A 26,043-nucleotide genomic window follows, 5' to 3' on the forward strand; every position below is an offset into this window, starting at 1 on the left:
CCGCAGTACCGAAGTTCCGGACTACGGGAGTATCGGAGTCCGGTACTTCGAGATTCCGGGATTGGAGGGTGTGGACTCCGAGGTCATCCGGCTTTGGCTCTGGAGGGGCGCCCCCACCCGGCGGCCCTCTCAATCGCGTCGAGCAGGGCTGGCTCCCATCCGACAGCGGTCAGGTCGGCGGTGTCGGTAAGACCGACCTCGACCAGTGCGGACAGCTGCATCGCGTGCTCGACGCCCTCAGCCCACGCCGCCCGCATCGCTTTGCGGCAGGCCACCCGCGCTTCGAGTTCCTCGGTGGTGTCCGGCTCGCCGGAACGCCGTACCGAGGCAAGGACGCGGCCGCACTCAGTGACGTCGTCCAGGAGGACGGCCGCCTGTTCGGCGTCGGGTTGGCGGGGCGCCGGGGAGGTCTTCGGGCTGACGCCACGACGCAGCTGTTCCATGCGGGTGGGCAGGAGGTTCCATGAAGGTTCGCCGGCCATCTGCACGTTGGTCTGCGTGACAGCCCGAGTCCATGCCCGGTAGAGGCCGCGCGGCTACAGGGGGGTCCCGGACGGGACGGCGTGCTCGCCGCGGTGGTTGGGGTGCAGGGAAACCCACAGTGCTGTGGTCGTGCCCTGCACGCGCTCCATCAGCGCGTGCCGCTCGGTGAGCCAGCGGCGCGCTATACGAGAGCAGGGCCGGTTCCACAGATCGGTGCCACCGCCCCTCCCCCACCGTGGGCTCCGGGCCCACCCGCCGGCGGACTCCGTCCAGGCCCCGGTGTCCTACCTCTGACCCACGGTGCAAAGTAGCCGTCGGCCCTCTGCCCGCCCCCGGAGCCGTCAGTCCGAGGGCTGCCAGGCCGTCGTCTTGAAGACATAGAAGGGGCGGTGGACTTCCCCGTTGTCGTACCGCTTCCAGTTCGCCTCAGTGACTTCGACACGGGCGATGTTGCCGAGTTCCGTCTCTAAGCACATGGTCATGCCCTGCCTGATCGGCTTTTGCTCATAGACCGCGTCCCAGTCTTCGAGGGTCTGCAGGCCGCCGGTCTGCGAGGCTTCCATGCACTGCTGCGCATCGGGGTGCTGAATGTCGGAGAAGCCCGCGGACCGGGCGTTGATGTACTGCCCGAAGTCGACGTAGCAGGCTTTGAGATTGATCTCGGCCTCGTCGTCTCCGCGGTCATCCGCGCTCCACGCCCGGCCCTTGTCGAAGTCGACGAACGTGTCGTAACAGTTGTTGGGGTAGGCCAGCCCCACCTTGAGGTTCCGGTCCTTGTACAGCGTGGTGAAGCCGCTCTCATCGGCCTTGGGGGAGCCAACCCCTTGGAGAGGACGTGTTGTGGCCTCTGCCGATGCCCGTCCACCGCCTCCGCCGCCGGCCGCCCCTCCCCCTTCCTCATGAACAGCCCTGTCCCCTGCGCACTGCGCGGAACCACTGCAGTTCAGTTCGGTTGACGTGCCGCAACCCGTCAGAGCGAGAACGGCGCTGACCGCGAGCACGGTGACGCCCCACCGCCGGATGGGGGTCACGGGGACTTCTCGATGTTGACGTTGTCGCGCTGCGCGCACTGGGCGGAGTCTCGACAGTTGTTCTGCGAGCCGCCCTCCGACTTAGCGAGAAGCACCCCGGCAAGTCCGATGAGGGCGCACACGATCGGCACGACAATCGCAATCAGTTGATTCCTTGACAGGCGGCTCGCCACGGCGCGGCACTCCTTGCTCGGGAGAAGAATGGGGCACACACCTTAACGCCTCTGTGCAGTAGGTCAGTTCGAGTTCGAGACCCCGAACACCATGCCGTCGGAGAACGTCGCCTGTCCGGCGGCCAGACGATCCGCTCACCCCGGAGGAAGTCGACCTCCGTCAATCTCCGCGCCATGTGCCAGGGCCGCCACCTGCACTACGACCAGGACCACCACGCCTACACCCGGGCCGAAGCCCGCCGCACCACCGTCGAAGCCTCCGGCCAGCTGGCTTTCGAGCTGTAGCGGCTTTTTTGCACCGCGGGTCAGGGGTAGGACACCGGGGCCGTCCAGCCAGATCGGGCTGCACGTGATGGAGCAGAGCATCGACACAGCCACGGTGGAGGGTCGGGCGATGTTCGGCATGCTGTCAGTGCTCGCCTGGCTCCAGCGCGAGCTGATCGCGGCGAACACGATGGACGGCCTGGCCGCCGCTCGCGCTCGCGGCCGGGTCGGCGGGCGCCGCCCAGGGCTCACCGAGGACCAGGCCGCCCTCGCCCAGCAGCTCTACGACGCACGAGAACGACAACCACAAGAGCGCCCGGGCGCAGGTCAGGTGCCGTATAGGTGGGGAGATCCGCCGAGCAGGTCCGGGGGCACCCCCGAGCAGGGAGTGGTCGTTTTCAAGGAACGCCATCAGCGTCGCCCCACTGGGGATCGGTGCGGACCAGCGGTTGCGCCGCATCGGCTTATTGGCCGTGGGTGTCCTTCGCCTTGTGGTGGAAGTAGCGCATGTACTTGTCGAACTTGAGCGTGACGCCCGCGTCCTCGGTGCAGTCGGCCTCGATGAAGATTCAGGAGGAGCGCGACGCGGTCCGCTCCCTCGGCCTGATCTGACGGATCCGAGCCGACCTCTCACCTGTGCTCCCGGGGCAGCGGCAGCCGCCCGGGGATCCGTGCGTCTCACACCCCCGCAGTCGGCCGTCTCAGTGCCTCACGACCAGCTCGGCCAGGTCCAGAAACGCGTTCAGCGTCGGCGTCCGCAACTGGTTCAGCTCCCGGAAGCCCGGAGAGTGCAGGGACTTGTCGAAGGGGACGGTGACCACCTGGTCGGCACCGATGTCGAAGCGCGTGTGCAGATTGTCCGGTATGGGCCGGGCGGAGAGGCCCTCCACCTGGGTCATCACGACGACCGCCTCGTCCGCCAGGCGTCGGCGCCCGCTGCCGCGCAGCCGGTCGAGCACCCGCCACGCGGCGTCGAGGAACCAGCCGGCGCTGCCGCAGCAAAGGATCAGCCGGTCGGTGAGGTCGAGGACTGTGTCGGCCGACCGGTCCAGCCGCAGGGGAGCCCAGTCGGTGAGGACGAAGGAGTAGTAGGGAGCGGTTCGCGCCAGCGCGTGTGCGTACGCCTGGGCGTGAGCGAGGTTCGGAGGCACGTGCCCAGGCGGGTACGCGGCGACCTCCAGGCCTGACGGCAAGGCCGTAGTGCGGGCGCGAACCTCCTCGTACGACGCCTCGGCCGGCAGGTCGGCCAGATCGCGCACGGTAGCCGGATTCCGGCGGGTGAGAAAGGCGCCGAGCGCGCCCTCGTCGGCTGCCCCGTCGAGGGCGAGGACGGGCTCGCCGCGGACGGCGGCGAGCAGCGAGCCGAGCGCCATCGTCGTGGTCGCCCGGCCGCTGTAGTGGTAGGCGCCGACGAGGGTGACACGCCGGGCGTGGCGCAACGGTCTGCGCAGGCGCGCCAGCCGGGCCTCCCGTTCGCGGCGGGCGGCGGCGAACCGGGGTGGCCGGATCGGCGGTTCGGCGGTGGGCCACACGGCGGCCGGCGGGAGGGCGAGCGGCGCGCGCACCGCCTGCTGGAGGGTGGGGTTGGGCTGCCGCGCGGGAACGTGCTCGTGAGCGATGTAGTTCGCCAGGACGTCCGCGACCTCTCCGGCGGTGGGGCGTTCGGCCGGATCTGGGTCGAGGCAGCGCAGCACGACCCGCCGCAGTGGCGCCCAGGTGTCGCCCTGCCACAGGTGCATGCCCTCGGGCTGTCCGGGCAGTTCCCACCCCGCCTTGCTGCTGACCAGCTGGAGCAGTTCGCCCAGCGCACGCACGTTGTCCTCGGGGACCGGTGCGGGCCCCGTACCCGCGTACCGGCCGGCCACCGCGCAGTCGGACAGGTCGGCGAGCAGGACGGTCCGCCGCAGCACGAAGATGTTCTCGGCGCTGAGGTCCACGGGCACGATCTCGTGGAGATGGCACAGGGCCAGCGCGCTCGCCAGGTGCCAGCCGACGAGGAGCGCCGTGAGTTTGTCGAACGGGGCGGTGCCGGTCCGGTGCGCCTGGTTGAAGAGCTCCGCGAGCCGTGGCGGCCTTCCGGAGCCGTCGTGGACCGGGGTCGTCGCCAGCCAGTGCCTGCGGCTGTCGGCGTCGGTTGCTTCGACGAGCATGGCGGGCGCGTAGTGCCCGTCCAGTCGACGCAGCGCCTCGGCCTCCAGCGCGATCAACTCAGACGTGTCGAAGAGGAGATCGGAGCGTGCGATGTGGACCATGGCCGGGGTGCCCTGCCGGTCGATGCTGTTGTACTCCACCGTCCGCCGCAGCCGTCGTCGGGCGAGGAGCCGGTACTGGCCCAGCCGGCGGGGGTCGTCGTCGGTCAGCGGCTGCCAGCCGTCCGGGGAGGCGGCGCTCTGGCCGGGTCCGCGTTCCAGTCCGTGTACACCCGGGTCGAAGGACACCCCGAACCGGGTCAGCAGCCGCCGCTCCACGCTGGTGAAAGGGCGGTGCGACCCGGGGAGCTGTGCGGAGCCGTCCGGGTGGGCGAGCCAGGCCGGGAAATCGGGAGAGTTGCCCGCGAGCTGTTCCAGGCGACGACCGATGCTGCGGCTGGTGCGCAGCAGTTCGGACTGCGGGACCGCGTCGAGAAGCACCGACCTCGACGCGTCGGAGAAGTCGAAGACCTGGTGTTTGGCGGGTAGTGGGCCGGGCACCGGCGCTGGATGCGGCCGCATGAGGCCGCCGAGGAAGACCTCCGCGAGGTGGGAGGTCCGAGCCCGCCACGGGACCGCCGTCTGGACGAGCCGCATGACCGGCACCGTGAGCGGGGATACGGCCGCCAGATGGGCGGCGAGCCGGTACGCCTCCGGGGTGGCCGCGTCCCGGAAGTGCTGGGCGTCGCCCGGGTCGAGCGGTGCGGTGGCCATGTCGCCGTACCGGCGCGGTCGGGCCAGCAGCGGCAGTTGGACCGTGGCGCCGGGTGAGGCGAGCAGGTGGGACCAGTTCCGCAAGGAGGCGGCGGTCGGTTCCAGGACCGGGACCGGTACACCGTCGAAGCGGGCGAGGTCGGGTGGCAGGACCGGGTCGGTAATCTCCCAGGAGGTGTTGGCGCCGCCGATCCGCCGGGTCGTGGCCTGCCAGCGCTCCGCCTGGATGCCGGACCCTTCCCACAGGTCGGGCGGCAGGGTGTGCAGAAGGGCGGCCGGGCCGCGGGAGGCCCACGCGGACAGCAGGGCGTGCAGGGCGCCGCTGCGCCAGGAGGCGCCCATGCCGTCGCTGACGACCAGGACTAGGGTCCGGCCCGACGGGTCGCTGACCGCACTGAGCGGTACGGGGGTGCTGTCGGGGCGGAACGGGCGTGCGTGCAGGCGCGGTTCGCCGGGGCTGCGGGCGTCGAGGCCCAGGACGCGGGTGGTGGCGAAGGCGCCGAGGCGTTCGAGGAGCGTGCGCAGTTCGGCACCGAGGCGGTGCCAGAGCAGCATCGACAGGCCGTCGTCGACGAGCAGCGCGAGATGGAGCCAGCGCTCCTGTACGGGGCGTAGTACCACGTCGGGCAGCAGGGTCTCGGCGAGTTCGGCGGCGGTGCGCTCCTCGTCGATCTCCAGCCGGTGCGGGCTTGCCTGACGACGCCGCAAGGGCCGCAGCGCACGCCCCAGTTCGAGCTCGCCGGTCAGGGCCTTGTCCTCCGGTACCCGCACGGGGAGTGCCTTGCTCGGCCCGGGGTCCTGCCGCAACCGGATCTCGGGGATCGTCGGCGAGGGCTGCCGGGCCGCCGCGTAGAGGGAGGGGGCGGTGAGGTCGGGCAGGTCCGGATCGTCGGGGTCGGGCCCCGTGGCGGGCCGGGTCGGCGCGGCCTTGTCCGGCTCGTCGGCGGCAGGCGGCTGCGGCACCTGCGGCTCGACGCCCGCGGGCCGGCCGAGCGGTGCCTCGACCCCACCGGGCAGCCGCCGGGCCAGCCACAGCACGTCCAGCACCTGATCGGCGTCCAGCTCCTGTCCGGCCGACGCCAGCACCCGCAGAGCCTCGCTGAGCCGCGTACCACCCCCACCGGCACTCACGACGCCCCCGCCCCCGCGGCTGAATATGTCCCAGCCCCGCACCCCTTCGGGGCGCTGCCGCGGCGGACCCGCTCAGTGTCCCGACAGACAGCGTCCGCCCCCTCGCGGCGCCCACCCTCGCCACGGGCGCGGGGCCCGCAGTGGGCCCGCCCAGGGGGCAGCCCTGCGGGGCCTCGCACCACCTCCAGCACTCCCATCGCCGTCACAACGCCCCGGTCAGCTGGTGCAACACAGCGTCCAGCAGGCCCTCCGCGTCCAGGTCCACCCCGCCATTGCGCAGGAACACCGCGTTGAGGAGCTGGTCTGTGGCCAGCTCACCCGGGGCGCGGCGGCGCAGGAAGGCCTCGATCAGGTCGTCCGCGTCCCGCAGGGCCTCCTCGCCGAGGTGGGCGGTGACGATGGCGCGCAGGCGGGCCTCGTCCGGGACCGGGAGGGCCAGACGGACGCAGCGGCGCAGGAAGGCCGGCGGGAACTCGCGTTCGCCGTTGCTCGTAATAACGACGACCGGGAACTCGGCGCACTGGACGCGGCCCTGGTGGACCGTCACCGTGCCCCGGTGGTCGGCGGTCTGGACCTCCACGTCGGCCATGTCTTCGGGAAGCCGGGTCAGTTCGGGGATGTCGAAGTAGCCCTCCTCGAAGACGGTGAGCAGGTCGTTGGGCAGGTCGACGTCGCCCTTGTCCATCTCGTCGATGAGCAGGGCCCGTGGGGTCGCCGACGGGACGAGCGCCGTCCCCAGCGGGCCGAGCCTGATGAACGTGCCGATCGACGGCTCGCGTTCGCCTCGGTCGCGACTCAGCGTCGTCTCGCGCAGGCGGCCGATCGCGTCGTACTGATAGAGCGCCTCCCGTACCGTCGACCGGCTGTTGATGGACCAGCGCAGCAGCTCGCCCAGCCGCAGCTCGTGCGCGATCGCCCGGGCGAGCGACGACTTGCCGGTGCCGGCCGGGCCGGTCACCAGCAGTGGGCGGCGCAGATGCAGCGCGGCGTTGACGACGTCGGCGTGTTCCGGCTGGATCAGATACGGCAGTTCGGGACGGACGGTGGGTGTCGGGCTAAACCGGCGCCACGGGGGCGCTGAGGGCAGGGTGACGGCGCGCGGGACGCCGTCGCCGCGGAAGAGGCGCCAGTCGGCCTCAGAAGCGGAGGTCATGCGCTCTCCTGTGGTTCGCTCAGGTGCAGTCGGGGCACGGTACGGTCGGCGTCGGCCCAGGCGAGGACCGGGCGGCCGGGAAACTCCGGGGCGCGGGTGCCCCGGGCGTTGGCCCGGTAGACCCGTACCGCGTCGGGCAGTTCGCGGATGGCGACGTCCGCCATGTGCTTGGTGACATGCGAGGGCGTGTCCCGGCCGCGGTCCCACACGACCACCGGTATGCCCACGGCGAGACAGATCTGAACGATGGCGTCGCGCGGCCCCGGCGGCACGTCGACGCAGACCCGGACCGTGTCGAGTCGTCCCATCAGCTCGTAGTAGATCTGGTGCGGGTCCTGCGCCGGGTCCGAGACGACGAGCGTCTCGCCGGAGTCGAGCTGTCTCCACCGCTCTCGCCAGTCGGGAAGAAAACGCTCGTGCCGGCGCAGGAGTTCCGGACAGTGCACGACCAGCGGGAACTCCACACCGAGCACCCCCGGCACGACCTCGCCGGGCACCTGAGCCGCCCACTCGTCGACCGGCAGGTTCAGATCGGCGCGGTCCACCAGCACCTCCACTAGCGGCCGCCCGCCGTCCTCGGTGGACGGCGTGAGGGTTTCCAGGACGCGCAGCAGTTCGCGGGCCGCCTGGGACGCCGTGTGGGAGGCGGTGCTGTCCGCCGACACTTGCCGGGGCCCGGTGCCCTCGTCGCACCAGATGCGCAGCCGGTGCCGCCCCCGCCCGGCTCGCGCCACCTGGACCAGCACCCGCTTGCGCGGGGGGCGGCCGCGGAGCATCCGGGCCCAGTCCCGAGCGTCCGAGCGCCGCTCCCGCAGTGCCGCCTCCGGGATGCCGAGCCGCACCCGCACACCGTCCGACCACAGCCGGAGCTCCGCCTGCCGGGGCGCCGGGCACAGCACGGCGACGTACTCGACGACCCGCAGCAGCGCCGGGACCCGGGGCTCGCCGTCGTCGGAGTGGCCGTCCCCGGACAGCTCCTCCAGCTTGTCCAGCAGGACGTCCAGGGTGCTCCCGTCGGTCGGGACGGCGACCCGTTTGGCGGCCTCGCGCACCGCCTCGGGGATCCGCTCCAGCACCGGCCGGTCGACCTTGCGCAGCAGCTGGTGCAGCCGGTGGCGTTCGCGTGGGGAGAGCAGCAGCGGGGTCCGGGAGAGCCGGCCGGCGACCAGCACGCGGTTGGTGGCCTCAGGGTTCCTGGGCCGCAGGATCTCGGTGAAGGCCGCGAGGGCGCGAGGATGGCGGAGCAGAAAGGCAGCGAATTCCTCGATGAGCGGCGGGCTGACAGGGCTGCCCTGCCCGACGTCGCACGCGAGCGCCAGTTGGCGGGCGGTGTCGCCGAGCGAGTACGGAGACGGCAGAGCATTGCGGACCGCGTCCACGAGCATGCCGAAGGCGGGCTCGTCCGGGTCGGTGTCCTCGCTGTCCTCGGCGTCCTCGGCGTCCTCGGTGAGGAGTACGCCGAGGGGTCGCAGCTCGGCCTCGATCCGCTGCCAGGGGATGCCCCAGCTGCGCCGGATCATGTGCTGGGGGCTGTGCGGCAGCGTGGCCCCGCCGGCATCGCAGGGCGGCATGAAGTGCGCGGCGACGAGTCCTACGACGGCCCCGTCCTCCTCGGACCACAGCGGACCGCCGCTGTAGCCGGGGCCGACCGCCATGCCCGTGCCCTTGCCGTCGAGATAGCCGATCGGGCCGTCGAGGGCGGCGACCTGCAGATCGGCGAAGGTAGCGCTGTGCCCGCTGCCGTGCCAGGCGCGCACCTTCTGACCGGGCGCCATGGCCGTACGGCGGTCGGGCGCGGGCACCCCGCCGGGCGGCGCGTCGATCCGCAGCACCGCCAGATCACCGAGCCACTCCCCGTCGCCGTCCCGCACGGCTCCACCGTCGCGGGCGCGCGGCTCGATCCAGTGGGCGACACGCGCGGGGTACCGCTCGGTCTTGCGGGTCCCCTTCACCTCGACGAACAGCTCGTCGAGGCCGGGCGGTCGGGGCTCGAACATCGCCCTGCCCAAGGCGTCGTTGACGACATGCGCGCACGTCAGAACCGCGTCGTCGCCGAGTACGACCGCCGCGCCCGCCGTCTTGCCGTCGGCGGTGCGGCGCACGGTCGCCACGCAGGGTCTCGCCTCGCCGCCGGGCACCGCCTCGACCTGCTTGAACCACCCCACGGTCACTCCGCGCCGGGCGCCGGCTTCCAACTGGCGGTGACGGTGAGGTGCGCCTGCCCGTTGCCGCCGACGATCCCGAGCTTGAGGTCCTGCCCGACCTGCACGCCGAAGGTCACGCTGAGTTCGCTCGGCGGATCCGGTACGGCCGTGGCGGCGTCGTGCACCTCCTGCAGCAGCGGCCCGAGCGGCTTGAGCGCCCCGCGCAGGGTGGCGGCCGCGAGGTTGGCGACGCTCGCACCCCCTCCCGCGGCGACGGGGACGGCCCTTCCCATGCCCTCAGGGAGGTCGTCGTCGCGCGCGGGGGGTTGCTCGGGGCCCGGGGTGGGAGCGAGCAGGAACCTTACGGGCGTACCGTCTTCGAACTCTGACTCCAAGAAGGTGGACACCCCGACATTGTGACTGAATTCCCGTGGCCCGAGGGAGAGTTCGGCACGTGAGACGCATCGACCCGACACGAAGATGTATCATGCCGGTCGATCCTGCCGAGGCCAACTCCCCTGATCAGAGGTGCAGTCGGCCCCGGCGTCAGCCGCCGTCGGGGCCGGGCAGCCGCCTCTCGAACCGGTGGCTGGCGTAAACGTTGTCGTCGTACGCCGGGATGTCCGTGTAACCGCACGCCCGGTACACGCCTGCGCCTCGGTGAGCGCGGCGTGCGTGTCGAGGTGCCGTGGCCTCGCGTTCGAGGGCACCGAGCAGGCGGCGGGCGTCGGGGGTGGACCCAGACATGGCCGATCTCAACCGAGATCCTCTGCCGTGCTGCCGCTGCCTGCGGCGCTACTGAACGGATGCCTGCCCAACTGAACCTTGGCCGTACGACTGGATTTCCGATTCTCGCGCAACAGTTCACTGCGCTGCTGAACTCTTTTGTGCTGTTCAAAATCAGTGCCGTGCGTTCGCTCATGGGCTGCGTGGCCGGCGTGCGGCCGTCTTCTTGGATGCTGTCTTCTTGGTCGGCTGCTTCTTCGTGGCCGCTTTCGCGCTCGTCTGCTTCTTGGCCGCGGTCTTCTTCCTCGGCAGCTCATGCACGTCCGCGTCCTCGCCGCGGGATGCCCTGGCCTTGGACACCGACTCGGCCAGTGCTGCCATGAAGTCGAGGACCTGCCCCGGTGCCTCGGGCTTTGGCGCGTACGGCAGTGGCTTGTCCTCGCGCTTCGCCGCGATGATCTCGGCGAGGGCGTCCGTGTAGGTATCGCGGAACTCCTCGCCGTCAAGATCGTCCCGGCTCACCGACTCCATCAGCGCGAGCGCGCCCTCGATCTCCTCATCGGTGACCTCGACGGGCGGGGGCAGCAGCTCCTGCGGTGAGCGGATTTCGTCGGGCCAGCGCATGGCATGCAGGACCAGGACGTCGCCGCGCACACGGATGAGGCCGAGACGCTCGCGGCCCGACCAGGCATAGCGCGCGACCGCCACCTTCGACGACCGGCCCAGCGCGTGTAGGGGAGCTGGTCACGGACCAGCGTGCTGCTGCTGGCGAGCCCATGCTGACCTCACCCTCGCCGGACGGCGAGCCCTGACGTGGTCCGGCCGGGACCCGGCATGCGGCGCGGGCCCCGACCGGGGCGGTCGGGTCAGCGGTTCACGGCTCGCATGCCCGCCTCGTCGTAGCGTTCGCCCGAGACCTCGGGCAGTTCCGCGTCGATCTGGGAGAGTTCCTCGGGGGTGAGGACGATGTCCACCGCGGCGGCGTTCTGTTCGAGGTAGGAGCGGCGCTTGGTGCCGGGGATGGGGACGATGTGGTCGCCCTGGGCGAGGACCCAGGCGAGCGCGAGCTGGGCGGGGGTGACGCCCTTCCTCTCGGCGATCTCCTTGACCTTGGCCGCCAGGCGCAGGTTGGCCTTCAGGTGCTCGTCGGTGAAGCGGGGGTTGTTGCGGCGGTAGTCGTTCTCGTCCAGCTCGTCGGGGGAGGAGAAGCGGCCGGCGAGGAAGCCCCGGCCCAGCGGCGAGTAGGCGACGAAGCCGATGCCCAGCTCGCGGCAGGTCGGCAGCACCTCCGCCTCCACGTCCCGCGACCACAGCGAGTACTCGCTCTGCACGGCCGTGATCGGGTGGACCGCGTTGCCCCGGCGCAGCGTCTCCGCGCTCGCCTCGCTCAGCCCGATGTGCCCGATCTTGCCCTCGGCGACCAGCTCGGCCATCGCGCCCACCGTCTCCTCGATCGGCACGTCCGGGTCGACCCGGTGCTGGTAGTACAGGTCGATGTGGTCGGTGCCGAGCCGCTGGAGCGAGCCCTCCACCGAGGCCCGGACATGCTCGGCGGAGCCGTCCTGACGGCCCACGCTGGACATGTCGCCCGGTACCGCGTCGTCCATCCGGTAGTTGAACTTGGTGGCCAGCACGTACTCGTCACGGTGGCCCCGGATCGCCTCGCCGACCAGGGACTCGTTGGTGAGCGGCCCGTACATCTGGGCCGTGTCGAGGAAGTTGATGCCCAGCTCGCGGGCGCGCCGGATGGTCTCCACGCCCTCGTCCTGGTCCGCCGTCCCGTAGAAAGCCGACATGCCCATACAACCCAGGCCGATCGCCGACACTTGCAGGTCCCGCAGACTGCGCTGTCGCATGTGGTGTTCCAGCCTTTCGCTCGCACTCGATCGTCACGTCGGACGACTTCGGGCCCCTTCATCCATCTAGCGACGGATCTGGCCGCCCGGCATCCCGTGAGGGACGCCGGGCACCGGAGCGCCTGCGACGCTACGAGCTGAAGCGCGCTCGAAGTCAAGTCACCCGTTCAGGCGGACCGGAAGCTCGAACAGGTCGTTCTGGGTGACCACCGGCTTGTGGCGCAGCTCGGCCGCCGAGACCGCCAGGTCCAGGTGCGGGAAACGGGCGTACAGCGCGGGCAGCGCCACCCCCGCCTCCAGCCGGGACAGTGCCGCGCCGGGACAGACGTGCGGGCCGTGGCCGAAGGAGATGTGACGGTTTTTGGTCTCCCGCGTGATGTCGAACTCCCCGGCGCTCGGCCCGTGCGCCTCCTCGTCGCGACCGAGGGCGCCGTACGACACGATCAGCGCGTCGCCGACCGGGATGACCTTCTCGCCGACCGGCACGTCCTCGGTGGCGAAGCGGATCAGCACGTGCGAGGTCGGGGTGTACCAGCGCAGCGTCTCCTCGACCACCGCCGACCAGTCGGCCTGCCCGGAGAGCACCAGCTCCCGCTGGTCAGGGTGCGTGGAGAGGTTGACGACCGCATTGACGATCAGCGAGATCGTCGTCTCGTGCCCCGCCGCGATCATCAACTGGAGGGTGGCGACGATCTCCTCGTCCGTGAGGTGGTCGCCGTCCGCCGAGCCGAGGACCAGCGCGCTGGTGAGGTCGTCACCCGGCTCGGCACGCTTGGCCGCGACGGTCGCCGCCATGATCCCTGCCAGCTCGGTCAGGGTGGTGATGACCTCGGCGGGCGGGGTCTGGGTGGAGAAGAACTTCTCGAACAGCACCTTCAGCCGGGGCAGCAGCGCCTCGTCGATGCCCATCAGCTCGGCCACCACGTACATCGGCAGCGGGTAGATCGGGTCGGTGGCACGTGACGGGTGTGCGCGGTGAAGAGGCGGGCCGGGGCGAGGTGTCTGGCCCGCCCGCCGGGGCCCCGTCGGGAGTCCCCGGCAGGGAGTGGGGTGGTCGGCGGCCGGTCGAGGCGATCAGGACGCGGCCACCCCGGACAAGTTCGTGCGTGCACTGGCCCGTGTCGGCGGGGTGGGTGAGCTGGGCGGTGTGCAGGCGGGCCAGTTCGGTCCAGAACCGGTACAGGTGCGGCTGGTCCGGGCGGGAGTACTGCGGCGGCCGGGCGACGTAGCCGGTGGGGGCGGCGGCGAAGGGGACCATCTCGGCTGCGAGCTCGACCCAGGCGCGCCGGTGCTCCAGGTCAATGCCGAAGATCCGGTATACGGCGTGGATGCCCCGGTCGTCGGTGTGGTCGCGGCCGGTGCCGATCTGGCCGGAGCCGGTGTCGTATCGCCCGTCGGGGTCGTACGGCCAGTCGGCGAAGGTGCAGTGCATGGTGCAGGCGGGGGTGGCGGGCTGGTCGCTGGTGGCGGGGCGCAGATCGGGGCCCTGGCGGCCCCGGCGGCTGATCGGCGCCGTCGCTGCCCGGCTCGTGGCTGGTCGACCTCTCCCACGTCGATCCGTCCCGGGTGAAGGTGGGCAAGCAGTGGCGCGACCTCGACGGTGATCTGCTGCCCAGCCCGTTCACGCCGTCCGGCCGGCGCCCTGAGGGGCCGGCCTGGTATGCCACGCCCACCGTGGCGTATGCCGTCGAGCTCGGCTACGACGTCGTCCCCATGGAGGCGTGGGTGCGCCTAGAGCACGGCCGGTTCCTGGACGGCTGGTACAAGCGGCTGCGCGATGCCTACGTCGCGACTATGTCGGATCTCGGGGTGGGCGAGAAGCTGTCACCGCAGGAGTTCCTGGAGGCGACGGACGGCTACAAGAGCCGTGACCCGGAACTGGGCATCGTCGTCGACGCGGTCAAGATGACCGTCAAGGGCGGCATCGGCAAGCTGCGGGAGAAGGCGCGCGGCGGCGGCTGGAAGCCGGGACAGGCCTGGCCCGCCCTCGCCCGCCCGACCTGGCGGCCCGACATCCGTGCCACCGTGATCTCCCGGGCCCGGATCAACATGCACCGCAAGATGGCCGCCCTTGCCGCGGCCACCGGGCAGTATCCGGTCGCGGTCCTCTCCGACTGCGCCGTGTACGCCGCCGACGGACCCAGCCCGCTCGACGTCCTGCCCAACGACGCCGACGGCAAGACCGTGCCCGGCAGCTTCCGGCTCGGCGTCTCCCCGGGGATGGTCAAGCACGAGGGCACCCAGAGCGTGCTGTGGGGCTCAGGCGTGCTCGAACAGCTCGCCGGTGACGGCCACGTCGCCAACCTCGCCCGCTACATCAAGACCGGCGAGGTCACCACCAAGGACACCGGAGAATAAGGGGAAATCGCGGCATGGTCACGGTCGGGGAAGGACTCGACAAGGCGGTGCAGGGCGCGTTCACGCGCCCCATCCCGAAGTCCGCCGGAGCACAGGTGCGCTATCTCGTCCGCCAGCACCAGCGCAGCACCAGACGCGTGGCCGAACTGCTCGGCATCAGCCAGCGCACCGTCGAACGCTATGTGAAGAACCAGATCAAAACGCCCCGCCCGGAACTCGCCGACCGACTCGAACGCGAAGTCCGCGCCCGCTGGCAGCCACAGATCAAGGCCAAGGCCAAACAGACGGCCGCCGCCACCAGCGGCATCATGATCGATGTCCAGGGCCGCTTCGGCTACACCGCCGCACCCGGCAGCACCGACGACGCCCGCATCCGACACCTCACCCTCGCCCTGCCCCCCCAACACGCCGCCCGCCTCTTCACCGCCCAAGAGGAAGGCGCCACCGAGGACCAGCTCCGCCGGATCGCCGCCGAGGCCCTGGGCGAGGTCTACTTCCGCGACAACGGCCACCGCGCCCACGGCCTCGAAGTCGAACTCACCGACCTGATCGACCTGGAATTCGAGCTGTAGTCGGCCGCGGGACGTGGCCCGACGGCTCCGGCGAGGTGCGCCGCACCCCGTTCAGGGAACTCGGCGGCCAACGACAGGGAGACAGGAAGGGAACCCCATGTCCAAGCCCCCGCTGCCGCCCGCGGCCGAAGAGATGCTGCGTCACCCCAACCCGTGCGTGATAGCCACCCTGCGCAAGGACGGTGCCCCGGTGACCACACCCACCTGGTACCTCTGGGAGGACGGCCGCGTCCTCCTGAACATGGACGAGGGCCGGGTCCGTCTGGAGCACCTACGCCGCGACCCGCGGGTGTCCCTCACCGTCCTCGACCGGGACGACTGGTACACGCACGTCACCCTCATCGGCCGGGTGACCGACATACAGGAGGACAAGGGTCTGGCCGACATCGACCGCCTCTCCACGCACTACACCGGACGGCCCTACCCGGACCGGGGGCGCACCCGGTTCAGCGCCTGGGTCGAGGTCGAGCGCTGGCACGGCTGGGGCGCGCACAAGGACAGCGACCAGGCGGGGTGAGACCCGGTGGAGGGCCGAGATCACCGGTCCGCGCGCACCCGCACGCCCCCGGCGAAGGATCGGGATCACCGGCTCGGGGGCACCCGCCCGCCCCGGGCAGCGGGTCCGGCACACCGCCGCCCCGCATGTCCGGGCACCCGTAGCCGAACGGAAGGCCCGACACGTGATCGACGTGCGCCTCCTTGCCCTGGGTGTCGCCGCTTCTCGGATGGCCGCGCCGAGGCCGCGCCGGTCAGGGCGCGGCCCTGGGGGTGGAGCCTCCCGGGTTCTGGCCGGGGGTGGGCGGCTGCTGGTGCTACGCGCGTCGCGTGGCAGGCTCCTCGCGGGGTGCCCGACTGGACGTGCGGAGTACCGCTCTCATCCTGGCGGACAGCTGGCCGATCGCGTCGACGACCTCCGCGATGCGCTGAGGGTCCGGTAAGGCGAAGGCGGATGAGGTCAGGGCCGGATCCAAGGCGGCCAGTGTCTCGTTCAGCTCCCGCAGGGTGCGCGTCGCGGGGGCTCCCGCTTCCACGGCCATGATCCGGGCTGGCTTGGCCGGGCTTCCGGCCCGACCCACTCCTGCACCGCGCGGGCCCGTGCGGCCGCGGTGGCGGCGGTGGCGAGGTGGCCCTGCTGGGCGAGTTCGACCAGGCGCGCCTGGTCGGCTTCGGCGCCGGGATGACTGCGGCGGGGAATCATCGTGGCGACGGCGGCCAGGAGTGGCTGTGCACGGATGAGGCTGGTGTAGACCTGTGTGGCGTGCTGCGTCAGTGGATCCGCAGCCGGGCGCAGGTCCAGCTGGCCCGCCTCGCGGGGAAAGGCGCGCCAGCCGAGGACGGCGCATGGACCTGCTGATCTACGACGAGCGCGGTCCTCGGCTACCTCCTCCGGCGTCGCGGCGTCGCCCGCCGGCTCCTCCCAGAGGTGGAGCAGGAAGAGGACGGGATGGGGATGTCCTCGTACGGGGTAGGCGAGCGGGACGACGCGGGGCGGTCCAGCGTGCTGCTTGAGGGAAGGCCAACGTATGCAATTCGACGACGATGCTGCTCTGGACACGTCCGAGGTCGAGGACGGGCGGGGAGGTGCGCTGGGCGGGATCCCAGGCGGCGGGAAGACCATCGGCGGGGGACTGGTCGGGCTCGTGGTGCTGGTCGCGTCCGTGCTCTTGGGTGTCGACCCCGGCATGTTCGGCTCGGGCAGCAGCGACACGTCCTCTTCCGGCAAGTCAGCCGCGGACCTCGCGGCGGACTGCCGGACCGGTGCCGACGCCAATCGCAAGGAGGAGTGCCGGATCGTCGCCATGGTCGACAGCGTGCAGGCATTCTGGAAGCAGACGGAGACAGCCGTCGGCAAGCCCTACCAGCAAGCCCCGACGTTCCTGTTCACCGGCAGTGTGAATACCGGCTGCGGGAACGCGACTTCCGACGTCGGCCCGTTCTACTGCTCAGCCGATGACAAGGTCTATCTCGACCTCGACTTCTTCAACGACCTGAGCAGCAAGTTCGGCGCCAAGGGCGGCCCGTTCGCCGAGGCCTACGTCATCGCGCACGAATACGGCCACCACGTCCAGGACCTCAGCGGAACGATCTCCCGCGGCAGCGGAAAGGGCCAGAACAGCGGTTCGGTGAAACTCGAGTTGCAGGCGGACTGCTATGCCGGAGTGTGGGCCCACCACGCCACCACCACCCCCGACCCCAAGAGCGGTAAGCCACTGATCACCGACTTGACGAAGGAGGACATCAACCGCGGGCTGGACGCGGCCGCCGCCGTCGGAGACGACCGTATCCAGCAGCGCTACCAGGGCAGGGTCACACCCGACACCTGGACGCACGGCTCCGCGCGCCAGCGCCAGCAATGGTTCTCCACCGGCTACCGCTCCGGCCGCGTCTCCAGCTGCAACACGTTCAGCTGACTACGCTGACAACCACGGCACGACGCCCGGCTGTGGGCCGCCGCTGGTGGGCAGATCGCGTATCGTGCCGTGCCGTGCCGCGGTCGGTGGTTACTGACTTAGAGAGCATCTGATCAGTGTTCACGCCGATGTGGGCGGGATGTCCTTTTCGATTTGCCAGGTTGGTACGGATTCTCCAGTCAGCTCGCGGGACATTTTGTTAGCCATCGCCCTGGGGATCATTGTCCGGGATCTCTGCGGGAGGGCTTCGTAGTCCCGCGCCAGGCGCCGGTGCTGCATCAGCCAGCTGAAGGTCCGCTCGATCACCCACCGCTTCGGCAGCGGCTCGAACCGCCTTCGCCCGTGGCCGCTGCACCACCTCGACATCGATGCCCAGCCGGGCGCTGTGGTTGAAGATGCTGTTCTGGTAACCGCCGTCGGCCCAGACCTTGGTCACGCTGGGATGTGCCGCAGTCAGGTCGTCGAGCAGGAGTTTGCCGCCGGTGGTGTCGTGCACGTTGGCGGCGGTGACCAGGACGGCCAACACCAGATCGAGCGTGTCCGTGATCAGGTGCCGCTTGCGCCCTTTGATCTTCTTGCCGGCGTCGATGCCCTGGCTGGTCTCGGCGACGTTTGCCGAGGTCTTCACGCTCTGCGCGTCCACCACGGCCGCAGTGGGCTCCGCGCTGCGGCCGTGAGCCCGCCGGGCCTTGTCGCGTAATAGGTCGTGGACCTGCTGGGTGGTGTCGTCTGCTTCCCACTTCGCGTAGTAGTCGTAGACGGTCTTGTACGGCGGGAAGTCGTGCGGCAGGTACTCCCATCGGATGCCGGTGCGGTTGACGTAGAGGATCGCGTTGACGATCTCCCGCAGGTCGTGCACCCGAGCTGCCGTGCCGGGTCCGGTCCGTCTCGTCGCCCGCCAGGCGGAGAAGACCGGTTCGATCAAGGCCCAGCGGGCATCGGACACGTCACTGCGGTACGGACGACGAGCACTCACTCCTCGCCTAACGACCGCCCACATCAGCCGTCACAAAATCATCCCTAACTACCAACTACTTAAACCGTGTCCTACATGGTCAGCGTGAGGAGCCGTTTGTAGCAGCAGAGGGCTGCGGCCAGTCCGAGAAAGGCCAGGTAGTTGCCTGGTTTCCGCTCGTAGCGGTGGTTGAGCCGGCGGTAGCCGGTCAGCCAGGACATGGTGCGTTCGATGACCCACCTTCGACGGCCGAGTCGCTCGCTGGACTCGACTCCCTTGCGGGCAATGCGGACGCCGATGTGCTTGCCCCGTAGCCATCGCCGCAGGTGAGGCACGTCGTACGCCTTGTCCGCATGGAGGCGTTGGGGCTTGGAATCGGTCGCGTGGGATTCGTGTCCCATGTGGAAATGGGACAGCATCGGCTTCAGGGCGAGGCTGTCGTGGGTGTTGGCGGCGGAGACTCCGACGCGTAGGGGCAGTCCGTTCGCGTCGGACAGGACATGCATCTTGGAACCGGGCTTACCCCGGTCCACGGGGCTCGGACCTGCAAGTTCGCCCCCCTTTTAGCCCTCACGTGGGCTGAATCGAGAACCGCGCGGGAGAGGTCGACCAGGTCTCGCTCGTCCAGAAGCTGGAGAACCTTCTGATGCAGCTGCCCCCATACTCCGGCGCGAGACCAGATGACGAAGCGGCGATGCACGGTCGACTTCGACGCCCCAAAGCACGGCGGTAACGCCCGCCATGCACACCCGCTGACCAGAACATAGATGATCGCGGCAAACACCGCCTCATCATCGATGTTCGCGACCCCGCCCCCTTGCGGACGCACCCGGGCCGGCGGCAGCAGCGGCCTCGCGATCTCCCACAAGCCGTCCGGAACGATCCATCCCCACCGTCCACTCCCCATGTCCAGCGCAACGACCAACTGCCATGTAGGACACGGTCTTAGATCAGATGCTCTCTAAGCTCAGGTTCACGGCCACCTCTCCCCCACCACCCACCACAACGGCTTTCCCCTCGCCAGGTGGCTGGTAGAAACACGCCACAAAGCGCAACAAGGCCGCCTGGCCCCCACCACAAACCAGGCACTCACCGCGATCACCCCCTGATGGCCCCCCTGGCCCCACATCACGCACCTACCAGCAGCCGCAGTTGGACCACCTCCGCGGCCAGGACCCTCCCCCATCCTCCAGCGATGGACCGAGCAGCAACGCACTCGCTGGAACACCCTCCACCCCCAGCAGCAACACCTCCTCACCATCGGCATCCACCCCAAGTAGGACAGGGGTGTACGCCCAGGAGTTGATCTGCCCGGCGGCCGGTGGCCTCCTCTGTAGCGCCGAGACGACACACACAGCGAGAGGGCTACCCGGCCAGGGCGCGCCCTGGACGGGGTACGCAGCTGCCAGCCTCGTTGTCGGGGGAAAGATCGGCGGGCGCGAGGGCACGGCAGTTCGGACCCCTAGGAGACAGAAAACCCTGGCCACGGGGCAAGGACTCAGCGGGGCTCAGGGGAACTCGCGGGATGTCGCACAATCCTGCGGGCCGCCCAGGCCGACGCCGACGCGGAGGGCTGCATCGACTAGTCCATCCTGAGCGTGGACTTCACCGTGCGTGGAGCCCACCAGCACGCCGCCGGACTGCTTCGTCGACGTCCACCATCGAGATCTTCGGCACGTGCGATGGCTGCGCCGCGCAGCCGCCGCAGAGTGAGCTCCGGGCCCGATCAGAAGTCGTAGCAGGCGTAGTCGCCGTCGGGGCCCCGGGCGATCCGGTCCGAGCCCCAGCAGTGCAGCATCGGCCCGATGCGGTAGACGGCGGCGCCGCCGACCAGCAGCACGGCTGCGGCGAGCACGGCGGTCACGATCCGCATCACCTTCATCCGGCGTACGACCCACCATGCGCGGGCGACGGCCGAGGCCCCCAAGATCAGGGCGATGGCCGAGACCGGCGCGTTGTTGTGCTGGAGCCGGGGGAAGGCATCTGGATTCACGGTCTTCTGGACGGCGGCGTAGGCGAAGAAGAGCAGCACCAGCCCGAGGAGCCGCAGCCCGACGGAGCCCGCTCCGCGCCTGACGTCCCCGTCCCGGCCCCGGCTCGGCGTCCCGTCGACGTCCGACGCCGCGGCGGCGTCCGCGCGTATGAGGTGCCGACCGAAGATCGCCCGCAGCCGGTCTGCATCCTCCGGGTTGCTCAGGCCGCGCTTGGGCAGGATGCTGACGCCGACGGCGGACTTGTCGGCGCTGAGCAGCACGAACAGCTCCGGGGTCTCGGCATAGCGCGGGTAGAGGTGCCAGTCGAGGCCGGCCGAGCTGTGGGCGGTGGTAAGGCAGATCCCCGTGTCGTCGACGACGGCGCGGAAGTCACCCTGCCGCTCGCTGAGCCGGTGGAACTGGCGAGCCTGCAGCCGCGGCCTGGCGGTCATGAAGGCGACGGAGGCCACCAGCGCCACGTACAGATACCACGGGGTGTCACGCCGGCCGTCGCCGAGCGTCGACAGAAGGACTCCGACGGCCGTGACCACCAGCGTGTAGACCAGCAGCCGACGCCGGAAAACACCCGCTCTGGTGACCTTCGCCCGGGTACGGATCGCTGCCGCGAGATCGTCGACGGTGAGCTGGTAGGCCAACTCCACCGGTCTCTCCGCGACGGTGCCCGTCGCTTCCCGGCCCTCGGCCATGTCCCCTCCCCGGTTCGATGATCAACCGGATCGTAGCGCCGGGGAGGGAGGGGACGTGCTCAGGGTGTGGGCGCGCCCCTCATACCGCCCGTCGGCATCCGTCGAGTACAGCTGCACACCAGCCAGAACCCCCAGCGGCAGAACGTCCCCGGACCCGGCGAGGGCCTGCCGGGTCCGCCAGGGGCAAGTGCTGGGACCGCGCCGAGGCCCTGCGCGCCGACTTCGAAAGGGCAGTCGTCGCCTACGAGGCCCTGCGCACCCGCGTGATCACCACGAGCAGGTACGTCCGGCAGCAGAAGCGCGCCGACTTCCCCCTGCGCGGCGGCGACACCCGGCACCGCGTCCTCGACACCCTCGACGCGTAGACCGAAGACCCCGGCCCCCTCAAGCTCGCCCGGTCGCTCAGGAAGCGGTCGTGACCTCGAAGTCCCACGGCCGGGACCCGGTACCGTCGTGCCAGGCACTCAGTTCGTCGCCGTTCACGCACAGGATTCCGCACTGTTCGGCGTATTCGAGGGCGGGGGCGGTGAAGTCGCTCGTCGTGACGACCACAGCAATGTCGGCCTCGTGGACGGTGAAGCACGTGCCCCCGAACCGCTGGAGATCCTGGGAGCCCACCTTGTTGGTCTCACAGTAGCGCTTGCACTGGACGACCAGGCGCCGCCCGTCCGGGGTGACGGCCGTGACGTCGGCGCCCAAGTCCCCGGCTCCTCCGACCACTTTGACGTCCCCGCAGCCATCACGCAGGCACAGGTCGGCCACGGTCCGCTCGAAGGCGTCGGGGTCGAGTTCGAAGCAGTCCACCGGCAGGTCGAGAACAGCGGTGGCCTCCTCCCCCGCTGCCGCCGCCGGGCTGGGCGCCGGCGGCACCTCCGGGCGGAGAGGGCCGGCGCCGTACCCGAAGGCCGGTTCCGCCGCGCCTGCCGGGCACTCGACGGCCGGTAGCGCCACGGCCGCTGCCGCGCCCCTGACGAATTCGGCCGCCGCCGTGCCGCTCATGCCCTCCATCGCCGTCGTATGGCGCATGTCGCGGAGGTTGTCGGACGCGGTCTCGGCCGCGGCCTCCAGCGCCTCGGCCGCGCGGCGCGCGCATCTCGCGGCGGACAACCTGCGCCACCGGGGCCGGGAGGCGAGCACGGACGCGACGATCAGTACGGCGAGCAGTCCGGCCCCTTCCGGGCGGCGTTCCACCATGCCCATCGCGATGCGCCCCACCGATGCCACGAGACACAGGACGAGCGCCAGCAGGACGAAGAACAGCGTGGTGGTACGGAGGTCGAACCGCCGGTCGCCGTACAGGCGTCGGTCGCGTGGTGCGGGTACGGTCATGCCGGTCTTCCCCTCCCGAGAACGAAGATCGTTATGTCCTCGTTCCCAAGATCACTGACTTCATCTGTCGGGAGAACGAGCCGAGTTGGGGACGGCCGGCCAAGGGGCGTCGGCCCTCAGGATGCGGCGGAGCGGGTTCCCGCATCTGCGCGGGAACCCGCTCCCGGCACACGCCTTTCGGGGCCGGACCTCCAAGAGGAGGTCGGATTGGTCAACCCGGACACCCCCTGCCGGGAACAGCCAGACCTGCTCGTCGACTCCAGCCGCACCACCCCGCTCAAGAAGAAGACGACCGCAGCCAAGGCCCTGTGCACCCGCTGCCCCCTCAGTGACGCCTGCACCGACTACGCCATCGCCAACGACTACCGAGACGGCATCTGGGGCGGCCTCACCGTTGACGAACGCGACCAGCTCACACGCGAACGAGCCAGCGCCATCGCCATCGCCGACGAGAACTGAAACAGCGAGCCGCCCAGGACGGGCTCCTGGCGGCTACTGCACCGGGTGCGGGACGGCGTGGACGGAGGGAGAGGCGGTCGCCGCCCGAGAAGGGGGCCGTTGTCAGACCCTGCTGCCACGCTCGCGGGACCCGCGGCATCCCAGCCGCACCAAAGGAAGGGACCGCTATGGACGAACTGCACTGGTATACCGCCGACGTTGTCCTCTACGACAAGCTCGTGCCGGACCCCACGTCCCCGAGCAACCTCATGAGCAATGTGCAGCAGGCCAGAGTCGTCATTCGGGGCGCCTTCCTCCACATCGACCCCTAGCGCGGGAAGGAGGCATACCCGGGCCAGGGGACGTGGAAGGTAACGGTCGTGGCCGCATTGGCCGTCAAGACGATCGAGTACACCACCATGGAGCCCTGACCGTAGCCACGCCCCGCTGTCCCTCTCGGCGAATCTGCGGCGGGGCGCCCCTACGTCCAGATCTCCGGTCCGCCGCCGCGCCAGTCGATCAGGTCGGACCGGACCACGTCCATCTCGTCGAAGTCCTGGAGCCCGGACTTCTGCAAGAACGCCGCGATGTCCCGGACGCGGAACGCCCGGCCGAGGATCTTGCCGCCGACCTGGACGCGCCGGCCGCCCTCGTCGGCCGGCGGATACACGATCACTGCGGCCATACTCCCAGCGTGCGACCCCCGCTACGGAGGGAGTGTCTGATCAACGGCGGATCTGATGATCAAGGAGATGCGTCTGATGACGGAGACCGCCGTGGAGAACGAGCAGGTCGAGCAGGTGGTTCAGGCACCGTCGAGTGCGGTGTCTGACGAGGAGCTCGTCGCGATGCTGGTTGACCGGGTCCGAAGCGAGGGACTGCAGCTGACCGGCGAGGGCGGGTTGTTGCAGCGGCTGACCAAGCGGGTGCTGGAGTCCGCCCTGGGGGCGAGATCACCGACCACGTCGGCTATGAGAAGCACGACCCGGCCGGGAAGAACAACGGCAACAGCCGCAACGGCACCGGGCCAAGACCCGTACTTACCGACGTCGGTCCGGTGGAGGTGAGGGTGCCCCGCGACACCGCCGGCACCTTCGAGCCATGAGCCTGGACCCGACCGGGAAGGGCCGCAAGCGGTGGACCATGCGCTGGAAGGCACCCGAACGCCTTCCAGATCGCCTTCGAGGGCCGCCTGACCTCGAGCAACAACTGACACCTCAGCAACCGCGATCAGCCGAGTTGACACACCCCCTCCCGGCAAGCGGCCTGCAGGTGCTGCCACTTTGCCCAGGATCACAGCACCAGTGGTGGGGAGGCAACGGTGTGGGAGAACCCCCGGCACCGGACACCGCGCACCAAGGCAACGAGAATTGGCCGACAGCACCTAGGCACCCGGGATGCCTGCCGGTATGTTGCGCCCCCTGCCCGCCGCGAGGCGCGGCACGGTGAACGGCTCATCCTGGGGGTAGCGTGCGTGACTTCAGCCTTCCGGCACTGGTGGAAACCCTGTCGGCGGGAGGCCTTGCGGACTCGGTGTACCACGTGGCGGAACGCGACCCGAAGCTGGAGCAGTTGGCCCGGCGCGACCCCCTGGACGAGCAGAGGTGGTGTGCGGTCACCGCGGCCGAGTTCCGTGACGAGGTGCTGGCGCTGGCCAAGGGGCTGCTGGCCGGCGGGATCCAGTTCGGTCACCGCGTCGCCGTGATGTCCCGGACGCGTTACGAGTGGACGCTGTTCAGCTACGCGTTGTGGTCCATCGGCGCCCAGGTGGTGCCCGTCTACCCGACCTCCTCGGCGGACCAGGTCCGCTGGATCCTGTCGGACGCGCAGGTGGTGGCCGTCGTGGTGGAACACGAGGACCATGCCATGACCGTGGGGGCGGTCTGCGACCAGCTGCCGCTGCTGAGGGCGATATGGCAACTGGACGCCAACTGCGTCCAATGGCTGGCGGACGCGGGCCGGGGCATCCCCGACCACGTGGTGCACCAGCACCGCAGGGCAGTGCAACCGGGCTCGGTCGCCACCATCGCCTACACCTCCGGCACCACCGGCCCCCACCCCAAGGGCTGCCTGATCACCCACGCCAGTCTCGCGGCCGAATGCGACACCCTGAACGCCGGCTGGCGGGAGATCCTCGCCGAGCCCGGTGAGCAGCCGGCCGTTCTCGCCTTCCTGCCCCTCTCCCACATCTACGGTCTGATGGTGCAGGTCGTCTGCATGCGCGGCGGCATCCGGCTGGGGCATCAGCCGGACCTGTCCCCCGCCGCGCTGCTGCCCGCCCTGGCGTCGTTCCGGCCGACGTACGTCTTCGCCGTGCCGTACATCTTCGAGAAGATCTTCCATTCGGCCAGGCGTTCGGCCGAAGCAGCCGGCCGGGAGGCGTTCTTCGACCGGGCCGTGGACGTCGCGGTGCGCTACGCCGAGGAAGTGGAGCGCCAGGACAGGGGCGAGGGCTCGGGGCCCGGACCGCTGCTGAAGGCCTCGCACGCCGTCTTCGACCGTCTGGTGTACGGGCGGCTGCGGGCCGTCCTCGGCGGCCGGGTCCGGTACGCCACCTCCGGCGGGTCGAGTCTCGACCGGGAACTCTGCCTGTTCTTCGCCGGAGCCGGGGTCACCATCCACGACGGGTACGGGCTCACCGAGACGACCGCCGCCGTCACCAGCCAGCCACCGGGCCGGCCCCGCTTCGGGACCGTCGGCAGACCCCTGCCCGGCTGCTCCGTCCACGTGGCACGGGACGGGGAGATCTGGGTCCGCGGGGACGTCGTCTTCTCCGGCTACCTCGGCGATCCGGCGGCCACCGGGTCGGTGCTGCGCGACGGGTGGTTCGCGACGGGCGACGTGGGCCGGCTGGACGACGACGGCTTCCTGGTCATCACCGGACGCAAGAAGGACATCCTCATCACCAGTGGGGGCAAGAGCGTCAATCCCCGGGTGCTCGAGGAGCGGCTCCTGAGACATCCCCTGATCTCCCAGTGCCTCGTCGTCGGCGACAACCGTCCCTTCATCGCGGCGCTGATCACCCTGGATCCCGAGGCGTCCCAGCACTGGTGCCGGCCCCGCGCACAGCAGCACGCCCGGCCCCGGGAGGCGACGATCAACGAGGAACTGAATGGGGAGATCCAGCGGGCCGTGACGATGGCGAACGCGGCGGTCTCCCAGGCCGAGGCGATCCGCGCGTTCCGGATCATCCCGCACGAGTTCAGCACGGCCAACGGCCTCATGACACCGTCGCTGAAGCTGCGCCGCGCCGCGATCGTGCAGGCGTACGCGGCCGACATTGAAGCGCTGTACGGCTCCTGAGGCCCCCTCACCGGCGGTCGGACGGCCCCGCTACTGCTCTTGGGATCATCCACGGTGAAAGCGGGCAGGGCCCGGGCCAGCACCGCCGGCTCAACCCCGCGCTTCGTTGAGCACGATCTCCGCGTCGGCCCGC

Annotated in this window: 22 protein-coding genes and 5 pseudogenes; 11 read left to right on the plus strand and 16 right to left on the minus strand. The window is 70.4% G+C overall.

Annotated features, from left to right (window positions below; translation table 11 throughout):
* Positions 1 to 83: 83 nt before the first annotated feature.
* From ACFRAC_RS25565 to ACFRAC_RS25575, 3 genes are all read right to left on the minus strand, one after another.
* Positions 84 to 482 (minus strand): hypothetical protein, encoded by a 399-nt coding sequence (locus ACFRAC_RS25565; RefSeq protein WP_382928782.1) that lies wholly within the window; start codon positions 480 to 482, stop codon positions 84 to 86.
* A gap of 342 nt (positions 483 to 824) precedes the next feature.
* Positions 825 to 1,514, minus strand: coding sequence for a hypothetical protein (locus ACFRAC_RS25570; RefSeq protein ID WP_382928789.1), 690 nt, complete (start codon positions 1,512 to 1,514; stop codon positions 825 to 827).
* Complete coding sequence (locus tag ACFRAC_RS25575) at positions 1,511 to 1,687, minus strand: hypothetical protein (RefSeq protein WP_382928794.1); 177 nt, start codon at positions 1,685 to 1,687, stop codon at positions 1,511 to 1,513. Before ACFRAC_RS25575 ends, ACFRAC_RS25570 begins: the two co-directional genes overlap by 4 nt.
* Before the next feature lie 394 nt (positions 1,688 to 2,081).
* Between ACFRAC_RS25575 and ACFRAC_RS25580 the strand changes: the two genes are divergently transcribed.
* On the plus strand, positions 2,082 to 2,477 hold the full coding sequence (locus ACFRAC_RS25580; protein WP_382929416.1) for a hypothetical protein: 396 nt from the start codon (positions 2,082 to 2,084) through the stop codon (positions 2,475 to 2,477).
* A gap of 175 nt (positions 2,478 to 2,652) precedes the next feature.
* Here the strand turns inward: ACFRAC_RS25580 and ACFRAC_RS25585 are convergent, their stop codons facing one another.
* The 8 genes and pseudogenes from ACFRAC_RS25585 to ACFRAC_RS25620 all read right to left on the minus strand — a co-directional run.
* The gene (locus ACFRAC_RS25585; RefSeq protein WP_382928804.1) at positions 2,653 to 5,985 is read right to left on the minus strand and encodes an SAV_2336 N-terminal domain-related protein; all 3,333 of its coding nucleotides are present in this window, start codon (positions 5,983 to 5,985) and stop codon (positions 2,653 to 2,655) included.
* A gap of 202 nt (positions 5,986 to 6,187) precedes the next feature.
* Positions 6,188 to 7,138 (minus strand): MoxR family ATPase, encoded by a 951-nt coding sequence (locus tag ACFRAC_RS25590; protein ID WP_361349800.1) that lies wholly within the window; start codon positions 7,136 to 7,138, stop codon positions 6,188 to 6,190.
* Positions 7,135 to 9,303, minus strand: coding sequence for a trypsin-like peptidase domain-containing protein (locus tag ACFRAC_RS25595; RefSeq protein WP_382928817.1), 2,169 nt, complete (start codon positions 9,301 to 9,303; stop codon positions 7,135 to 7,137). The genes ACFRAC_RS25590 and ACFRAC_RS25595 overlap by 4 nt, the downstream gene beginning before the upstream one ends.
* Before the next feature lie 2 nt (positions 9,304 to 9,305).
* Positions 9,306 to 9,575, minus strand: coding sequence for a CU044_2847 family protein (locus ACFRAC_RS25600; RefSeq protein WP_382928823.1), 270 nt, complete (start codon positions 9,573 to 9,575; stop codon positions 9,306 to 9,308).
* 253 nt (positions 9,576 to 9,828) lie between these two features.
* A complete protein-coding gene (locus ACFRAC_RS25605) occupies positions 9,829 to 10,029 on the minus strand; it encodes a hypothetical protein (protein ID WP_382928828.1) in 201 nt (66 codons plus the stop codon).
* A 171-nt stretch (positions 10,030 to 10,200) separates the two neighbouring features.
* Positions 10,201 to 10,734, minus strand: coding sequence for a Ku protein (locus tag ACFRAC_RS25610; protein ID WP_382929426.1), 534 nt, complete (start codon positions 10,732 to 10,734; stop codon positions 10,201 to 10,203).
* A gap of 140 nt (positions 10,735 to 10,874) precedes the next feature.
* Entirely contained in the window at positions 10,875 to 11,864 is a 990-nt protein-coding gene (locus ACFRAC_RS25615) for an aldo/keto reductase (RefSeq protein ID WP_382928845.1), read from the minus strand.
* A 159-nt stretch (positions 11,865 to 12,023) separates the two neighbouring features.
* A pseudogene (locus ACFRAC_RS25620) lies at positions 12,024 to 12,806 on the minus strand (cytochrome P450); the annotation flags it as partial.
* A 570-nt stretch (positions 12,807 to 13,376) separates the two neighbouring features.
* Here ACFRAC_RS25620 and ACFRAC_RS25625 point away from each other — a divergent pair.
* From ACFRAC_RS25625 to ACFRAC_RS25645, 5 genes and pseudogenes are all read left to right on the plus strand, one after another.
* Positions 13,377 to 14,222: pseudogene (locus ACFRAC_RS25625) on the plus strand (transcriptional regulator); the annotation flags it as partial.
* 14 nt (positions 14,223 to 14,236) lie between these two features.
* Positions 14,237 to 14,794, plus strand: a complete 558-nt coding sequence (tpg, locus tag ACFRAC_RS25630; RefSeq protein ID WP_382928863.1) for a telomere-protecting terminal protein Tpg — start codon at positions 14,237 to 14,239, stop codon at positions 14,792 to 14,794.
* A 97-nt stretch (positions 14,795 to 14,891) separates the two neighbouring features.
* A complete protein-coding gene (locus ACFRAC_RS25635) occupies positions 14,892 to 15,311 on the plus strand; it encodes a PPOX class F420-dependent oxidoreductase (RefSeq protein ID WP_382928874.1) in 420 nt (139 codons plus the stop codon).
* Between the two features lie 606 nt (positions 15,312 to 15,917).
* Positions 15,918 to 16,148 (plus strand): hypothetical protein, encoded by a 231-nt coding sequence (locus ACFRAC_RS25640; RefSeq protein WP_382928886.1) that lies wholly within the window; start codon positions 15,918 to 15,920, stop codon positions 16,146 to 16,148.
* A gap of 169 nt (positions 16,149 to 16,317) precedes the next feature.
* Positions 16,318 to 17,205, plus strand: a complete 888-nt coding sequence (locus tag ACFRAC_RS25645; protein WP_382928894.1) for a neutral zinc metallopeptidase — start codon at positions 16,318 to 16,320, stop codon at positions 17,203 to 17,205.
* A 120-nt stretch (positions 17,206 to 17,325) separates the two neighbouring features.
* On the opposite strand, the pseudogene ACFRAC_RS25650 reads toward ACFRAC_RS25645, so the two are convergent.
* A pseudogene (locus ACFRAC_RS25650) lies at positions 17,326 to 18,181 on the minus strand (IS5 family transposase).
* Positions 18,182 to 18,252: 71 nt separating this feature from the next.
* Positions 18,253 to 19,067 (minus strand): IS5 family transposase gene (locus ACFRAC_RS25655; RefSeq protein ID WP_382929436.1). Its coding sequence is split into 2 segments (ribosomal slippage): positions 18,253 to 18,725 and positions 18,725 to 19,067, totalling 816 coding nucleotides; the frame shifts between segments, so codons are not numbered across the junction.
* A 73-nt stretch (positions 19,068 to 19,140) separates the two neighbouring features.
* Here ACFRAC_RS25655 and ACFRAC_RS25660 point away from each other — a divergent pair.
* A pseudogene (locus tag ACFRAC_RS25660) lies at positions 19,141 to 19,269 on the plus strand (hypothetical protein); the annotation flags it as partial.
* A gap of 617 nt (positions 19,270 to 19,886) precedes the next feature.
* Here ACFRAC_RS25660 and ACFRAC_RS25665 read toward each other — a convergent pair.
* Positions 19,887 to 20,840, minus strand: coding sequence for a YcxB family protein (locus ACFRAC_RS25665; RefSeq protein WP_382928901.1), 954 nt, complete (start codon positions 20,838 to 20,840; stop codon positions 19,887 to 19,889).
* Positions 20,841 to 21,242: 402 nt separating this feature from the next.
* On the minus strand, positions 21,243 to 22,169 hold the full coding sequence (locus tag ACFRAC_RS25670; RefSeq protein ID WP_382928906.1) for a restriction endonuclease: 927 nt from the start codon (positions 22,167 to 22,169) through the stop codon (positions 21,243 to 21,245).
* A 207-nt stretch (positions 22,170 to 22,376) separates the two neighbouring features.
* On the opposite strand from ACFRAC_RS25670, the gene ACFRAC_RS25675 reads away from it, so the two are divergent.
* Complete coding sequence (locus tag ACFRAC_RS25675; RefSeq protein ID WP_382928914.1) at positions 22,377 to 22,628, plus strand: WhiB family transcriptional regulator; 252 nt, start codon at positions 22,377 to 22,379, stop codon at positions 22,626 to 22,628.
* 167 nt (positions 22,629 to 22,795) lie between these two features.
* Positions 22,796 to 22,939, plus strand: coding sequence for a hypothetical protein (locus ACFRAC_RS25680; RefSeq protein ID WP_382928920.1), 144 nt, complete (start codon positions 22,796 to 22,798; stop codon positions 22,937 to 22,939).
* A 149-nt stretch (positions 22,940 to 23,088) separates the two neighbouring features.
* Here ACFRAC_RS25680 and ACFRAC_RS25685 read toward each other — a convergent pair whose 3' ends face one another.
* The gene (locus tag ACFRAC_RS25685; protein WP_382928927.1) at positions 23,089 to 23,292 is read right to left on the minus strand and encodes a hypothetical protein; all 204 of its coding nucleotides are present in this window, start codon (positions 23,290 to 23,292) and stop codon (positions 23,089 to 23,091) included.
* A gap of 163 nt (positions 23,293 to 23,455) precedes the next feature.
* On the opposite strand from ACFRAC_RS25685, the pseudogene ACFRAC_RS25690 reads away from it, so the two are divergent.
* Positions 23,456 to 23,709: pseudogene (locus ACFRAC_RS25690) on the plus strand (transposase); the annotation flags it as partial.
* A gap of 368 nt (positions 23,710 to 24,077) precedes the next feature.
* Positions 24,078 to 25,910, plus strand: a complete 1,833-nt coding sequence (locus ACFRAC_RS25695) for an AMP-dependent synthetase/ligase (protein ID WP_382928934.1) — start codon at positions 24,078 to 24,080, stop codon at positions 25,908 to 25,910.
* Positions 25,911 to 26,043: the final 133 nt, after the last annotated feature.

Origin of the sequence: Streptomyces sp. NPDC056628 (assembly GCF_042792555.1) — a bacterium.
Classification (GTDB): domain Bacteria; phylum Actinomycetota; class Actinomycetes; order Streptomycetales; family Streptomycetaceae; genus Streptomyces.

What these genes read in the sequence shown, in the direction of transcription:
- ACFRAC_RS25565 (WP_382928782.1), bottom strand. Translation starts at nt 482, where the DNA reads ATGGCCGGCGAACCTTCATGGAACCTCCTGCCCACCCGCATGGAACAG.
- ACFRAC_RS25665 (WP_382928901.1), bottom strand. Translation starts at nt 20,840, where the DNA reads ATGGCCGAGGGCCGGGAAGCGACGGGCACCGTCGCGGAGAGACCGGTG.
- ACFRAC_RS25685 (WP_382928927.1), bottom strand. Translation starts at nt 23,292, where the DNA reads ATGGCCGCAGTGATCGTGTATCCGCCGGCCGACGAGGGCGGCCGGCGC.
- ACFRAC_RS25635 (WP_382928874.1), top strand. Translation starts at nt 14,892, where the DNA reads ATGTCCAAGCCCCCGCTGCCGCCCGCGGCCGAAGAGATGCTGCGTCAC.
- ACFRAC_RS25600 (WP_382928823.1), bottom strand. Translation starts at nt 9,575, where the DNA reads ATGGGAAGGGCCGTCCCCGTCGCCGCGGGAGGGGGTGCGAGCGTCGCC.
- ACFRAC_RS25590 (WP_361349800.1), bottom strand. Translation starts at nt 7,138, where the DNA reads ATGACCTCCGCTTCTGAGGCCGACTGGCGCCTCTTCCGCGGCGACGGC.
- ACFRAC_RS25680 (WP_382928920.1), top strand. Translation starts at nt 22,796, where the DNA reads ATGGACGAACTGCACTGGTATACCGCCGACGTTGTCCTCTACGACAAG.
- ACFRAC_RS25670 (WP_382928906.1), bottom strand. Translation starts at nt 22,169, where the DNA reads ATGACCGTACCCGCACCACGCGACCGACGCCTGTACGGCGACCGGCGG.
- ACFRAC_RS25605 (WP_382928828.1), bottom strand. Translation starts at nt 10,029, where the DNA reads ATGTCTGGGTCCACCCCCGACGCCCGCCGCCTGCTCGGTGCCCTCGAA.
- ACFRAC_RS25615 (WP_382928845.1), bottom strand. Translation starts at nt 11,864, where the DNA reads ATGCGACAGCGCAGTCTGCGGGACCTGCAAGTGTCGGCGATCGGCCTG.
- tpg (WP_382928863.1), top strand. Translation starts at nt 14,237, where the DNA reads ATGGTCACGGTCGGGGAAGGACTCGACAAGGCGGTGCAGGGCGCGTTC.
- ACFRAC_RS25645 (WP_382928894.1), top strand. Translation starts at nt 16,318, where the DNA reads ATGCAATTCGACGACGATGCTGCTCTGGACACGTCCGAGGTCGAGGAC.
- ACFRAC_RS25580 (WP_382929416.1), top strand. Translation starts at nt 2,082, where the DNA reads ATGTTCGGCATGCTGTCAGTGCTCGCCTGGCTCCAGCGCGAGCTGATC.